Origin of the sequence: Paenibacillus sp. FSL R5-0517 (assembly GCF_037974355.1) — a bacterium.
Lineage (GTDB): Bacteria > Bacillota > Bacilli > Paenibacillales > Paenibacillaceae > Paenibacillus.
The window spans coordinates 4,814,513-4,829,820 of the sequence record NZ_CP150235.1 but is presented as its reverse complement, the minus strand read 5'-3'; the positions used below and the strand labels follow the sequence as shown (position 1 = coordinate 4,829,820).

11 protein-coding genes are annotated in these 15,308 nt (G+C 45.7%); all 11 read left to right on the top strand.

Going from position 1 to position 15,308, the window contains the following annotated elements; translation table 11 throughout:
- Positions 1-55 precede the first annotated feature (55 nt).
- The 11 genes from MKX40_RS21480 to MKX40_RS21430 all read left to right on the top strand — a co-directional run bounded on the left by MKX40_RS21480 (position 56) and on the right by MKX40_RS21430 (position 15,220).
- Positions 56-1,753 (top strand): peptide ABC transporter substrate-binding protein, encoded by a 1,698-nt coding sequence (locus MKX40_RS21480; protein ID WP_339235947.1) that lies wholly within the window; start codon positions 56-58, stop codon positions 1,751-1,753.
- A gap of 190 nt (positions 1,754-1,943) precedes the next feature.
- The gene (locus tag MKX40_RS21475; RefSeq protein ID WP_339235945.1) at positions 1,944-2,876 is read left to right on the top strand and encodes an ABC transporter permease; all 933 of its coding nucleotides are present in this window, start codon (positions 1,944-1,946) and stop codon (positions 2,874-2,876) included.
- Between the two features lie 2 nt (positions 2,877-2,878).
- Positions 2,879-3,805, top strand: coding sequence for an ABC transporter permease (locus tag MKX40_RS21470; RefSeq protein ID WP_083657091.1), 927 nt, complete (start codon positions 2,879-2,881; stop codon positions 3,803-3,805).
- 17 nt (positions 3,806-3,822) lie between these two features.
- The gene (locus MKX40_RS21465) at positions 3,823-5,592 is read left to right on the top strand and encodes an ABC transporter ATP-binding protein (protein ID WP_339235942.1); all 1,770 of its coding nucleotides are present in this window, start codon (positions 3,823-3,825) and stop codon (positions 5,590-5,592) included.
- Positions 5,593-5,749: 157 nt separating this feature from the next.
- Complete coding sequence (gene bshC, locus MKX40_RS21460) at positions 5,750-7,381, top strand: bacillithiol biosynthesis cysteine-adding enzyme BshC (RefSeq protein WP_339235940.1); 1,632 nt, start codon at positions 5,750-5,752, stop codon at positions 7,379-7,381.
- A 44-nt stretch (positions 7,382-7,425) separates the two neighbouring features.
- Complete coding sequence (locus tag MKX40_RS21455) at positions 7,426-8,691, top strand: adenosylhomocysteinase (protein WP_339235937.1); 1,266 nt, start codon at positions 7,426-7,428, stop codon at positions 8,689-8,691.
- 273 nt (positions 8,692-8,964) lie between these two features.
- Positions 8,965-9,402, top strand: a complete 438-nt coding sequence (mraZ, locus tag MKX40_RS21450; protein WP_017687291.1) for a division/cell wall cluster transcriptional repressor MraZ — start codon at positions 8,965-8,967, stop codon at positions 9,400-9,402.
- An 18-nt stretch (positions 9,403-9,420) separates the two neighbouring features.
- Entirely contained in the window at positions 9,421-10,371 is a 951-nt protein-coding gene (gene rsmH, locus MKX40_RS21445; RefSeq protein WP_339235935.1) for a 16S rRNA (cytosine(1402)-N(4))-methyltransferase RsmH, read from the top strand.
- Positions 10,372-10,398: 27 nt separating this feature from the next.
- Entirely contained in the window at positions 10,399-10,827 is a 429-nt protein-coding gene (locus tag MKX40_RS21440) for a hypothetical protein (RefSeq protein WP_339235933.1), read from the top strand.
- A 12-nt stretch (positions 10,828-10,839) separates the two neighbouring features.
- Positions 10,840-13,173 (top strand): penicillin-binding transpeptidase domain-containing protein, encoded by a 2,334-nt coding sequence (locus MKX40_RS21435; protein ID WP_339235931.1) that lies wholly within the window; start codon positions 10,840-10,842, stop codon positions 13,171-13,173.
- Positions 13,174-13,267: 94 nt separating this feature from the next.
- Positions 13,268-15,220 (top strand): stage V sporulation protein D, encoded by a 1,953-nt coding sequence (locus MKX40_RS21430; protein ID WP_339235928.1) that lies wholly within the window; start codon positions 13,268-13,270, stop codon positions 15,218-15,220.
- Positions 15,221-15,308: the final 88 nt, after the last annotated feature.

Here is a 15,308-nt window from a genome sequence, read left to right as displayed (position 1 = left end):
TGGTTGTATAATCTATAAACATATAAACCATATCAATTTAGGGGGAACGTGTTAGATGAAAAGGAAAAGTCTATTAGTCCTTTTGACGCTGATTCTGGCGTTCGGTACCGTACTTGCAGCGTGCGGATCGAAAAACGAAGGCACAGGTAACACCGATACTGGTTCTGCAAGCGAAGGAAATGGTCTTGCTAAAGATCAAATCCTGAAAATTAACCTGTCAGCTGAACCTCCTACGTTGGACCCGGCTCAAGCAAAAGACAGCCAAACCAACACAGTTCTGAAGTTCTTGTATGAAGGTCTTGTACGCATCGATGCTGACGGTAAAGAACAAGCGGGCGTAGCTAAAGACTGGACAATCTCCGAAGATGGTTTGAAATATGTTTTCAACCTGAACCCGGATGCTAAATGGAGCAATGGTGATGCAATCACTGCCGAAGACTTTGTTCGTTCTTGGGAACGCGCTTTGAAACCGGAAACAGCTTCTCCATATGCATACCAATTGTACTACATCAAAGGTGCTGAAGGTTACAACCTGAGCAAAGACGAAACATATAAAGGTACTAAAGTTACAGACTTCTCTCAAGTAGGTGTTAAAGCTACTGATGAGCACACGCTTGAAGTAACGTTGGAAAACCCAACACCTTACTTCTTGGGTCTGACAGCATTCTACACGTACTACCCAGTACATGCATCTGCTGATACAAATGACAAATTCTTCACAGACTACAAAAACATGATCGTTAACGGACCATTTGTAATGGATCAATACTCTAAAGGTCAAAAAATTGTTGTGAAGAAAAACGATGGTTACCATGCAGCTGCTGACATTAAACTGGCTGAAATCGATATGTCTTTGACAAACAGCAGTGCTTCCGAACTGCAAGCTTACAAATCAGGACAATTGGACTACACTGGTGCACCTAACGGTGAAATCCCATCCGACCAAATTCCTTCTGTAAAAGCGGAATTGCCGGACGAGTTCAAAGCTACTGGTATTGCAAGTACGTACTACTACCAGTTCAACGTAAATGAAGCACCATTCAACAACGTTAAAATCCGTAAAGCATTTGCAATGGCAATTCAACGTCAACTGATTGTTGACAAAGTAACACAAGGTGGTCAAATTCCAGCATTCGGCTTTGTACCTCCAGGTATTCGTGGTGAAAACGGCGAATTCCGTGATGAGCACAAAGACGATTACTTCACAGAAAATGTGGATGAAGCTAAAAAATTGCTTGCTGAAGGTATGAAAGAAGAAGGTTACACTACATTGCCAGCTGTTACTTTGATCTACAACACAAGTGATGGTCACGCGAAAATCGCTTTGGCAATTGCTGATATGTGGAAACAAAATCTTGGTGTTGATGTGAAAACAGAAAACCAAGAGTGGGGCGTATTCCTTGAGAACCGTCAAAACCAAAACTTCCAAGTAGCTCGTGCAGGTTGGTCTGCTGACTACAACGATCCATACAACTTCTTGGAAATGTGGACTACTGGAAACACAAACAATGATTCCAAATTCAGCAACGAACAGTATGACAAAGATGTTAAAGAAACTGTAAAATCCGCTGATCCAGCTGCACGTATGGCTGCATTTGCTGACGCTGAGAAAATCCTGATTCAAGATGAAATGGGCGTTATGCCGATCTATTACTACACTAACGTATCTTTGACTAAGCCTTACCTGAAAGGCGTACAACTTGATTTCAGTGGAGCTATTGACTTCACTCGTGCATATCTGGAAGAGAAATAAGTTGTTCTGAAGTCTAATATGATTACTTCGGGATATATATGTGGAATTCCATATATATCCCGATTTTTTTGTATGTGCACCGATTTTCCTTATAATTCTTGAAATTTCCGATAAATGGATTGGACTTTATTTCTGTCTAATTCTACAATCGATTTGTATACAAAATATTGTTTGTGGAGGTGTGCAAGGGTTGGTTAAGTATGTGTTGAAAAAACTACTATTTATGCTGCTATCGCTTTTCATACTCGCATCTGCAACCTTCTTCCTGATGAAGGCTATTCCGGGTGACCCTTTTACATCCGAGAAGAAAGTATCGCCTGAAATTCGGGTCTTGCTGGAACAGAAGTATGGATTGGACAAACCGATGTATGAACAATACCTGAAGTATATGGGTGGAATCCTTAAGGGAGATTTCGGAGTCTCAATGAAATATCTCAATCGAGATGTAGCCGGAATGATCGGCGAAACATTCACCGCTTCGCTGAAGCTTGGAGTGTTTGCAATTGTTATCTCCATTATCGTAGGTGTTTTGCTGGGCCTTATTGCTGCAGTATACCACCGTAAACTCATTGATGATATCACAATGGTCCTCGCTGTCATAGGTATAGCTGTACCGAGCTTCTTGCTTGCGTCACTATTGCAGTATCTCTTTGCTACTAAATTAGGCTGGTTTAACGTTATGGGCTTTGATGGTCCATTGGATTACGTTCTTCCGGTTGCAGCGCTATCTGCATCTCCGATTGCTTTTATCGCTCGTTTGACGCGTTCGAGCATGCTTGAAGTTTTACATGCAGATTATATCAAAACAGCTAAAGCCAAAGGTTTAAAATGGCCTGCAATTATGTTTAAACACGTTGTAAGAAACGGTATTCTACCGGTAGTAACTTATGTTGGTCCAATGACAGCGAATATCATCACAGGTTCCGTTGTAATTGAACAGATCTTTAACATCGGGGGAATTGGTAAAGTATTCGTAGAGAGTATCACAAACCGTGATTACACTATGATCATGGGGATTACGATTTTCTATGGTATCCTCCTGATGTTGGCTCGTTTCTTTACGGATATCGCTTACGTGCTGATTGATCCTAGAATTAAGCTGGAAAGCCGGAAGGGGGCATAACGTTGTCTGGCACGAATAATAAAAAGAATGAAACGGCGAACACGAACCTGACTAGTCAGGCAGCGGTTAAACCGCAAGAAAGTGTATCCCTTTTTAAAGATGCCATGTACAGACTTGCAACCAATAAGGCTGCTATGATAAGTCTGGGTGTATTGGTTCTTGTCGTGATTTTCTCTTTGATTGGTCCAACATCTTTGTTTACAAGTTATAATTATTATTCCAATGATTTGTTGAATGCCAATGCAGCGCCGAGTGCAGAGCACTGGTTCGGTACGGACGAGCTTGGTCGTGACGTGTGGGTAAGAACTTGGGTAGGAGCACGTGTATCCCTTACTGTAGGTTTGGCCGCAGCCTTGATTGACCTTGTTATCGGGGTTATTTATGGAGCGATCATGGGTTTCTACGGTGGACGTGTAGATGGAATTATGAACAAATTCTCCGAAATCCTCTATTCCCTGCCGTACATGCTCGTTGTTATCTTGTTGCTGGTTGTATTGGAACCAAGTCTGACAACGATTATCATTGCCCTCACCATCACAGGCTGGATCAGCATGTCATGGATTGTGCGTGGTGAGATTATGCAACTCAAAAACAGAGACTTTATTCTTGCTGCAAGGTCCATGGGAGCAAGCACAGGGCGTCAATTGTTCCGTCATTTGTTGCCAAATGCAATAGGACCGATTCTTGTAACATTGACGTTGTCTATTCCAAATGCAATCTTTGCCGAAGCGTTCCTGAGCTTCCTTGGATTGGGTGTATCAGCACCAAGATCTTCACTTGGTTCTATGATCAATGATGCACTTACAGGCTGGACGCTATTCCCGTGGCGGATGTGGTTCCCAGCAGGTCTGATGGTTCTTACAATGCTTGCATTTAACTTGCTCGGAGACGGTCTGCGTGACGCACTCGATCCGAAATTACGTAAATAGAAACAGGAGGTGGGATTATGGAGCCGATTTTAACTGTCAAAGACCTGAGTGTGTCGTTCTCAACACGTTCTGGTGAATTTGATGCCGTTAAACATGTGAGTTTTGAACTTGGCAAAGGAGAGACGCTGGGGATCGTAGGTGAATCGGGCAGTGGTAAGAGTGTTACCGCCCAAACCATCATGAAATTGATTCCCTCCCCGCCTTCGAAGGTCAAAAGCGGAGAAATTACTTTTCACGGGCAAGACCTGCTGAATAAGACAGACAAACAAATGGAAGCGATTCGTGGTAAAGATATTGGTATGATCTTCCAAGATCCAATGACTTCTTTGAATCCTACCATTAAAGTTGGTAAACAAATTACTGAAGTATTGCGCAAGCATCAGAACATGTCCAAACAAGCTGCGAATAAAGCTGCTTTGGAGATGCTGGAACTTGTAGGTATTAAAAATGCGGCTATTCGCATGAATCATTATCCTCACCAATTCTCTGGTGGTATGCGTCAGCGTGCCATGATTGCGATCGCGCTTGCATGTCGTCCATCCCTTCTGATTGCGGATGAGCCGACAACTGCACTTGACGTTACCATTCAGGCTCAAATTCTGGATGTCATGAAAGACATGCAGCAAAAGCTGGGAACATCGATCATGCTGATCACGCATGACCTTGGTGTCGTAGCGGGTATGTGTGACCGTGTTGTTGTTATGAAGGAAGGCGAAGTTGTTGAAACAGGAACAACTGCTGAAATCTTTAGTAACCCTCAACATCCATACACCATTAAATTGCTGAATGCTTTGCCTCGTCTGGACGAGCCCAAAAAGGAAAAACCAGCTCCGGCTGGTATTATCAAAGGTAGCAATAAGCCTCTGGTACAAGTGAAAAACTTGAAACAGTACTTTAATTTGGGTAAAGGTAACATTCTCAAAGCGGTCAATGACGTAAGCTTTGATATCTTTGAAGGTGAAACGCTTGGCGTTGTAGGCGAGTCCGGCTGTGGTAAATCCACAACAGGTCGTACCATTCTGCGTCTTTATGAGCCAACTGGCGGAAATGTTAACTTCAACGGAACGGATATCTACAAGTTGTCCCCGCGCAAAATGAAAGAAATGCGTAAAGATATGCAGATGATTTTCCAAGATCCATATGCATCTCTTAACCCGCGTTTCAACGTTATGGATATTATCGGGGAGTCCCTGGATATTCATGGCCTGGCTTCCAGCTCCAAAGAGCGCAAGAGAAGAGTGGAAGAGCTGCTTGATCTGGTAGGTCTGAATCCAAGTCATGCACTTCGTTATCCACATGAATTCTCCGGTGGTCAAAGACAACGGATCGGGATTGCGCGTGCACTTGCTGTAGACCCTAAATTCATCATCTGTGATGAGCCATTGTCTGCACTGGATGTATCCATTCAGGCACAGGTCGTTAAATTGCTTGAAGAACTTCAGCAACGTCTCGGCTTGACATACCTGTTCATTGCGCATGACTTGTCAATGGTTAAACATATCAGTGACCGTGTCGCTGTAATGTACATGGGTAAAGTGGTTGAACTCGCAGAAAGTGAAGAACTGTATGCGAATCCTGTCCATCCTTACACCAAAACATTGCTTTCCGCGATCCCTGTACCTGATCCGGAAGTGGAAGCGAACAAACGTCGCATCTTGCTGCCAGAAGAGCATATGAGCCCGATTCAGAATGGATCTGGTGGTCCTGCAAATGATCCGTACAACCTGGAAAATGCTCAATTGATTGAGGTTTCCAAAGGTCACTGGGTTGCAGAACCTTACGTATAATAGGAATATTAAAGCGATATGCTATTATTGATGTATTAAATGCCGCCGACTCGTTCGGCGGTTTTTTTCGTATTTTAATCACTTTCTTTTGACGAAGCGGCCTTGAATTCGGTACAATCAAGAAAGGCTCTTTGAAGCAGAATAGGAGGCAGACCTCATGAACGGTATTACCGAGGCACTCCGCAGCGGATCAAAACTTGCAGAAGATTATATCTGTTCAAGAGATGCTGCGCGTGGCCTTTACGAGTATGACATTCGCTGGGAATCAGGACTTCAGGCGCGTGCCGAGTGGCTGGACCAATCGGAGAACACACGTATTGATCGTCGTGATCTGGCAGAGTATTTACGTATATATAATAAGCGGGTGAACGACCATGAAGAGGTTCATGCGTCCATCACACGTCTTGCAGAACAAGATGCACTGGTGGTTACAGGAGGACAGCAGAGCGGTCTGCTCACCGGACCACTGTTCGTCATATACAAAGCCGCCAGTGTAGTGGCAGCTGCGCGTGAAGCGGAAGATAAACTTCAACGCCCGGTAGTTCCTGTATTTTGGATTGCCGGTGAAGACCACGACTGGGATGAAGTTAACCATACGTACCTGCCTGATCATCAGGGAGATATGAAGAAGATCAAGTTACAGGGACGATTCGCAGGAAGGGATTCTGTGAGTAATGTTCATGTGGATACGCAGCAGTGGATGAATGTACTCGAACAGGTGGAACATCTGCTACCTGATACGATACATAAACCAGGATTGATGAAATGTATCACGGAGATTCATCAATCCAGTTCAAACCTGAGTGACGCATTTGCCCGCATGATATCTGCCTTGTTTGCTAGCAGTGGACTTGTTTTGATGGATGCAGCCGATCCAGAGTTACGCAGGTTGGAACAGCCCGTGTTTGAGCGGTTGATACGCAAAAATGATGTACTGCGCAACGCGTACACACAAGGAGCGTCGCTGGTACAACAAGCGGGTTATGCTATGCCTGCCGAAGTAGCGGAGGATGGAGCAAATCTGTTCTACATTCATGAAGGTACGCGGCTGCTACTGTTGTTGAAGGACGGTTTGTATAGTGATCGCAAAGGTTTGCTTTCTTTCACGGAGGAGCGTTTGCTCCAGGAACTGGAAGAACATCCGGAGCGCTTCAGTAACAACGTATTGACGCGACCTTTAATGCAGGATTCCGTGCTGCCTGTAGCCGCTGTGATTTTGGGGCAGGGTGAAATTGCATATTGGGGTTTGACTCGGGAAGCATTTTGTCAGTTCGGACTGCAAATGCCCATTCTGTTGCCGCGGTTGTCCTTCACCATTGTGGAAGATATTCATCACAAACATATGAAACAATATGGGCTTTCTTTTCAGGATGTACAATATCATTTGGAAGAAAAGAAGGAGCAGTGGCTCGCACAACAGGAGACGTTCCAGGTAGATGAGCAGTTTGACAAGGTTCAGGAAGCGTTTCTTGATCTGTATGGACCATTGCTAGATGAGATCGCGGAGATTCATCCAGGGCTGGAACGAATTGGCGACACCAATTTGAGTAAAATCAACGAGCAAATGCAGTATCTGAAACAGCAGACTCACAAAGCCATTGAAGATAAACACAATGTGAGCCTAAGGCACTGGAACGGCATTCAAAACTCCTTATTTCCAACGGGCAAACCACAGGAACGAGTACATAATGCACTCTTTTACCTGAATCGTTATGGCTCCGAGTGGATCGAAGAACTGATTAAGGCCTCAAGCGAATTCCTTGGAGAGCACAAGGTTATTGCACTATAGAGCCCTTTATAATAGAAGAAACACATAAACAAGGAGGATATGGAATGACTACACCTGCGTTGCAAAATAGTATCGTTAAAGATATGGGACTCGCTTCAGAGGGTCATCTTAAAATAGACTGGGTAGAGGCACATATGCCGATATTAAACCGCATTCGTCGCCAGTTCGAACAGGATCTGCCTTTCAAAGGTTTGAAGGTTGCGATTTGTCTTCATCTGGAGGCAAAAACAGCTTACTTGGCAAAAGTGATCCAAGCGGGTGGGGCGGAAGTAACGATTACGCACAGTAACCCATTGTCTACACAAGATGATGTCTGCGCAGCATTAGTGGAAGACGGTGTTACCGTATATGCGAAATACAATCCGGAACCTGCGGAATTCAAATCTCTGCAACTGCGTGCGCTTGAAGTGAAGCCTGATCTCATTATTGATGATGGCGGAGACTTTGCAACCATTATTGCAGCCGAGCGCCCTGACCTCGCAGCAACAATTCGCGGCGGAGCAGAAGAAACGACAACGGGTATTATTCGTTTGAAAGCATTGGCGAAAGAAGGCCAATTGAAGTTTCCAATGGTTGCAGTTAATGACGCATACTGCAAGTATCTGTTCGATAATCGCTACGGTACAGGACAGTCTGCATTCGATGGGATTATTCGTACAACCAACTTGGTTGTCGCTGGTAAAAACGTAGTGGTAGCAGGTTATGGCTGGTGTGGTAAAGGTGTAGCGATGCGCGCCAAAGGTCTTGGAGCGAATGTGATCGTAACCGAGATTGATCCAATCAAAGCGGTAGAAGCACATATGGACGGGTTCCGTGTCATGACGATGGTGGAAGCAGCCCAATTGGGTGATTTCTTTATCGCAGTTACAGGCAATAAGGATGTTATCACGGGCGAGCATTACGATGTGATGAAGGACGGAGCAATCCTGAGTAATGCAGGTCACTTTGATGTTGAAGTGAACAAACCTGAACTGGCTAAACGTTCGGAATCGATTCGCACAGTTCGCCGTAACATTGAGGAATATCGTTTCAAAGACGGTCGCAAAATGTACCTTCTTGCAGAAGGTCGTCTCGTGAATCTAGGTGCAGCAGATGGTCACCCTGCCGAAATCATGGATACGACGTTTGCTCTGCAGGCTCTGGGCCTGCGTTATGTGAGTGAGAACTATGCGGAGTTAGGTAAAAACGTTGTTAATGTACCTTATGAAATTGACCAACAGGTTGCCAGCTATAAACTGGAAAGTTTGAATATTGGTATCGACTCTTTGTCGGCTGAGCAAGAAAAATACCTGGATAGCTGGAAATTTTAAGTTTTATCCAATAATTACAAGCTGATGAATTGATTCAAAGGGTATAGAATGGTTTATTGATGATATGGCTCATGTGCGTGTAGACATACGATTGCCCGTTTACGGGAAACGTCTTTGATCCTGAGTGACAGGATCAAAGACGTTTTTTTATGCTGAAAAATTAAAAAATCAAGTATTGCAAGAAGGGTTTTGATTTTTTTGTGCGAATCTATTATGCTTAGGTGGTGGAAAGTGGGGCAAAGTGGGAGAAACGGGTGAGGAGTGAGTGGGCCAATGTTTATGGGGGAGTTCCAACATAGCATTGATGATAAGGGTCGGGTTATCATTCCGGCCAAATTCCGCGAATCTCTGGGACCGTCTTTCGTTGTCACACGGGGTTTGGACCAGTGTCTTTTCGTGTACCCCATGGAGGAGTGGGGGGTCATGGAACAGAAGCTCAAAGCACTGCCATTGATGAAATCTGACGCACGTGCGTTTACCCGGTTTTTTTTCTCGGGTGCAACCGAATGTGAACTGGACAAACAGGGCAGGGTAAATCTGCCGGGCAATCTAAGAGAGTATGCCAAGCTGGACAAGGATTGTGTTGTCCTTGGCGTGTCGAACCGGGTGGAGATTTGGAGCAAAGGCATATGGGAGAGTTATTTCAATCAATCCGAAGAAGCATTCAACGACATTGCCGAAAAGCTGGTCGATTTTAATTTTGATTTATAAAGTCAGGAGGGGTGCAGGTTGTTTCACCACATAACCGTACTCAAAGAAGAGGCAACAGAGGGATTAAACATCAAGCAGGACGGTATATACGTGGACTGCACTTTAGGCGGTGGCGGACACAGCTCCGTGATTGCGTCCAAGCTCGGTCCAGGGGGACGTCTGATCGCACTAGATCAGGATGATTGGGCTTTGGATAATGCGCGCGAGAAGCTCGCTGCCTATGGAGATCGTGTAACATTGGTGAAAACCAATTTTCGAGATCTGGAACAGGTACTTAAGGATCTGGATGTGCCAATGAAGGATGGTGCACCACAGGTCGACGGTATTTTGTACGACTTGGGTGTGTCATCTCCGCAATTTGATGAAGGAGAACGTGGATTCAGCTACAATCACGATGCTCCGCTCGATATGCGAATGGACCAGGATGCAATGCTGACGGCCAAAGAGATTGTGAATGAGTGGCCTGAAGAAGAGATTGCTCGAATTTTGTATCGCTATGGTGAAGAGAAGTTTTCGAGAAGAATTGCCCGTGTTATCGTCACAAAACGAGCGCAGTCCACCATTGAGACGACAGGTGAACTCGTGGAACTGATCAAGGAAGGCATCCCGGCGGCAGCTCGCCGTACGGGTGGACATCCTGCCAAGCGCAGCTTCCAGGCATTACGTATTGCCGTTAACGATGAGTTGGGTGCGTTTGAAGAAGGCTTGCATCAGGCTGTTCGTTGTCTGGCACCAGGAGGACGTGTATCTGTTATTACCTTCCACTCCCTTGAGGATCGGATATGTAAACAGATTTTCAGCAGTTATCTGGAAAAATGTACATGTCCACCCGATTTTCCGTTGTGTGTATGCGGCGGCAAGGGTACCCTGCGTTTAGTTAACAGAAAACCGCTAATTCCAACGGAAACGGAATTGGCCGAAAATTCACGTGCTCGTTCAGCCAAGCTGCGCGTTGCCGAGAAATTGTAGATCAAGAGTGGAGGAGAGAATCGGAGTATGGCATATACACGTGGTAATCTCGCTGTAAAAGAAAAAGCGTCCCAGGAACGTGTGACCCAGCAACGATACAAAGAAACCACCAAAGTGGTGACCCGTCGTACGGGTCTTCCGGCACGCGAGAAGATTTTGTATCTGATTACCCTGGTTGCAGTTATCCTTGTTGGTGGAGCTTTAATGTCTCGTTATGCTCATATCTATGATCTGAACAAACAGGCCCAGGCTACTATTACGGATATCAAGGGGTATGAGAAGACAATTGCAGACCTGCAGGTGGAAAAAGAAACCTTAAATAATCAGGTCATCGAAAATGCAAAACAACTTGGTTACGTTGAAGCTTCCGGTAAGGATGTCATTTTTGTACCACGCTCAACAAGCACGAAATCAACAGGCACTGAATCGTCTTCGAATACAGCAAGCAGTAAGTAAAGAGGTGTTCCGATGATAAAAAGAATAAAGATGCGCACGTTGCTTATAGGGGGATGTATTACCCTCTTTTTTCTTGTACTCGTAACCCGAATCTTCTTCATTCAAGTAGTAAATGGTGGTGTATGGCAGGAAAGGGCGGCCGGTTTGGTAGAGCGGGAACAGACGATTAAGGCCGCACGTGGGACGATTACGGACCGCAATGGTAATGTTCTGGCTACTGATGCGCCTGCATACACGGTTTCCGTGAATCCTCTGTTAATTAATGAACTTGGGATTCAGGATGTAGTGACGGAAAAGCTCTCAGCCCTTCTTGGTAAAAATGAGAGTGAGATGCGTGCTCTGGTCACAGCCAAAAAGGAAGATGGCAAGTTCTATCAGCAGCGTGAAGTACGCAGTGAAGGGTATAAGATAAGTCCTGAGCTTGCGGAAAAAGTCAACGAACTGCGTGAGGAATTACAAGAAGAATACAAGGCTCGTAATGCCATTGTCATGGCTCAAGAGTCGAAGCGGTTTTACCCTGAAGAAACACTTGCTTCTCACCTCTTGGGATATATGAGCCGTGACGGGAAAGCTGTCAATGGACTTGAAGTCTCATATGATGAAGCACTGACTGGTACAGACGGATATTTGAATTATCAGAAGGATGCCAAGGGCATCAAACTTCCGGATTCACAGGATAACTATCTGCCGCCTCAGAACGGGAAAAACCTTACGCTAACCATCGATGACACGATCCAGTTTTACATTGAGGATGCAATGAAAGAAGCCGTTGCCAAATATAATCCACTGAGTATGACGGTCATTGCAGCAGATCCGAGCACGATGGAGATTCTAGGCATGGCGAATTGGCCAACCTTTAACCCTAATTCGTATGGGAGTACACCTGATCAAAAGAATTTTATCAATCATGCCACTCAATCCATCTATGAGCCAGGTAGTACATTCAAAATAGTTACGCTGGCAGGAGCTGTGGAAGAAAAACTCTTTGATCCCAATGCTAGTTTCGAATCCAAACGCATATATATCGGTGGTTTCCCAATTAGTGATAATGGACATGCCTATGGTTGGATATCTTATCTTGAAGGTGTCAAACGGTCGAGTAACATTGCCTTTGTTAACTTGGGTTATAACATGCTTGGTGGTGAACGTCTGCGTCATTACATAGACGAATTCGGTTTTGGTAAAAAGACAGGTATTGATCTGCCGAATGAGTCAGCGTCACCGATCAAGCCACTTATATACAAATCCGAGATTGCCACGGCAGCCTACGGTCATGGTCTTGTACAGGTAACACCAATTCAACAGGTCGCAGCTATCTCTGCGATTGCCAACGGCGGCAAATTGCTGGAGCCACATCTGGTGAAGGAGATCAAGAACCCGAATGATGGGACCACGGAAGTGATCAAACCTAAAGTGGTTCGTCAGGTGATTTCCAAGGAATCTTCCAAGCTGGTGAGCGGTTATCTGGAACAAGTGGTTGCAGATCAAACGATTGGTACCGGTCGTAATGCCTATATTGAAGGTTACCGTGTAGCTGGTAAGACGGGTACGGCAAGAAAGGTAGTTAACGGAGAATACAGCAAGTCCAAAGACGTTGTATCGTTTATTGGATTTGCACCAGTGAATAATCCGAAGATTGCCATACTTGTTGTCATTGACCAACCGGATGGAACCAACATCGGTGGAGGAACCGCGGCTGCTCCGGTATTCAAAAAGATTGTCAGCCAGACTCTTCAATACATGGGAATACCGAAGGACACTGCCAAAACTCCTGACAAAAAGTCAAAAGAAGTCTCTGTCGTGCAAGCGAAGGCGCCTGACCTGAGTGGCAAGACAGCCAAACAGGCCAGAAGCCAACTTCTAAGCGCAGGTATTGCTTATGTTACTCTTGGTCAAGGAGATAATGTAATTCGGCAGTATCCGGTTGCTGGCGCCTCTATGAATCCAGGCCAACGAATCTATCTGCTAACGGAAGAAAGCAGCAAGATGAAGATTCCAGATCTAACAGGTGAATCTCTTCGTGATGCCCTTGAAGTACTTTCACTCATGAAAGTGGGGGTAACGGTCGAAGGTGAGGGCTATGTCGTGAAGCAAACCGAGCAGGTCGCAGGTGAGCAGAGAACCGTGAAGTTGAACTTGCAAACTGCCAAAGCGGCAGTGACAGGTATAGCCGATGAGGCTCCAATCTCTTCTGATCCGTCGTCAGATTCTGAAGTGAAGGAACAAGAGGCCTCGGGCGACGAAGGTAAAACCGATGGAACAGACGAAACAGACAACAACAAGGCTCCCGCCAATGAATCCGAATCCTCTGATGATCCAGCAACAGACGGGGCTTCGCTACCATAGGGAGCTCTGACAGCTTGTTCTAACCCCCGGTTGTCCTGAATATTCATGAAGGGAACGAATGTCATGATTTTGGGACGAGTGGGGGGATCTTTTCGTGAAGGGATCAAGTGTAAATCTGCGGCGCAGGTTGCTATGGAGTTTAATGATTTTAGTTTTGTTATTTTCGGCCTTGATGATCAGGCTTGCTTATGTACAACTCGGGAAAGGCCCGGAGTTGTCAGCAAAAGCAGAAGAATCCTGGCGGCGTAATATTCCTTACTCAGCCAAGCGAGGGGAGATCCTGGATCGAAATGGAACCTCTCTGGCCTATAATGTGACGACACCGACCATTATGGCTATTCCGGCTCAGGTCAAAGAAGCTGAAACGACAGCTAAAGCACTGGCCCCATTGCTTGGGATGACGGAAGAAAAAGTGCTGGCAACCATCAAGAAACGAGAACTGATTGTACGACTACAACCCGGCGGCCGCAAAATTACGATGGATAAAGCTCAGCGCATCCGTGATTTGAAGCTTCCGGGTATCGTTGTTGCTGAGGACAATAAACGTTTTTATCCCTATGATGATTTGGCTGCCCATATTCTTGGTTTTACGGGTATTGATAATCAGGGTTTAACGGGTGTCGAGAAGAAATATGATGATAAGCTGAATGGTCTGAATGGCAGTGTGTCCTACTTGTCCGATGCGGCCGGAAGGCTAATGCCGGGCTCATCCGAGAAGTATGTGGAACCGAAGGACGGCCTTAACCTCAAGCTGACCATTGATAAATCCATTCAGTCCATCATGGAGAGAGAACTGGATCAGGCCATGGTGAAGTTTCAGGCGAACTCAGCATTGGCCATAGCGATGAATCCCAAAACAGGTGAAATTTTGGGCATGTCCAGCAGGCCTGGATACGAACCTGCCGATTATCAGCAATATCCCGCAGAGATCTACAATCGGAATTTACCAATCTGGATGACCTACGAGCCAGGCTCCACCTTTAAGATCATTACGTTGGCAGCAGCGCTTGAAGAGAAAAAAGTCAATCTGCAACAGGATCAATTTTTTGATCCCGGATATGTTGAGGTGGGTGGAGCCCGCCTGCGTTGCTGGAAAAAGGGAGGCCACGGAAGTCAGACCTTCTTGCAAGTGGTGGAGAACTCATGTAACCCTGGATTTGTGGCCCTCGGGCAAAGGCTGGGGAAAGAGTCACTCTTCTCCTATATTAAAGACTTTGGCTTCGGCACCAAGACAGGGATCGACCTCAGCGGAGAAGCCAGTGGAATTTTGTTCAAACTGTCCAGAGTTGGCCCTGTTGAGCTTGCAACGACCGCTTTTGGTCAAGGTGTATCGGTAACACCCATTCAGCAAGTAGCAGCTGTGTCAGCCGCAATCAATGGGGGTAAACTTTACAAGCCATATGTTACGAAAGCATGGGTCCATCCGGTTACGGGAGAAGTCATGGAAGAAGCCAAACCGGAACTGGTTCGTCAGGTGATCTCGGAGAATACGTCCAAGCAAGTACGCGAAGCACTCGAGAGTGTTGTCGCCAAAGGAACAGGACGTCCAGCGTTCATTGATGGATACCGGGTCGGTGGCAAAACAGGTACAGCCCAGAAGGTCATCAACGGACGTTATTCCTCAACCGAGCATATCGTATCCTTTATCGGATTTGCACCAGCAGATGACCCTCAGATTGTGGTCTATACCGCAGTGGATAATCCCAAAGGAATTCAGTTCGGAGGCGTGGTTGCCGCCCCGATTGTACAGAACATCCTTGAAGATGCGTTGCATTATATGAATGTCCCTGTTCGGAAGGATCAGGTCGCGAAAGAATACAAGTATGGTGAGACCCAAATCGTGACAGTTCCAGACCTGACAGGAGCTACTGTCGAAGATCTGTACGAAGACCTGAACATGAATTTTATGCTGGCCAAGTCTGGCAGTGGTAAATACGTAATCAATCAGGCACCCAAGCCCGGGGCAAGGGTAGATCAGGGATCCACCATCCGCATTTATATGGGGAATGTACTGAACGATGCGCACGATCACACGAAGGATGAATAACTTGTGCACTGGAGCAGTTTCGGCTTCAAGCGCAACAAAGTTCATCCAAGTGCGTTTCATTATTTGGCTGTATTGACGATATTAATAA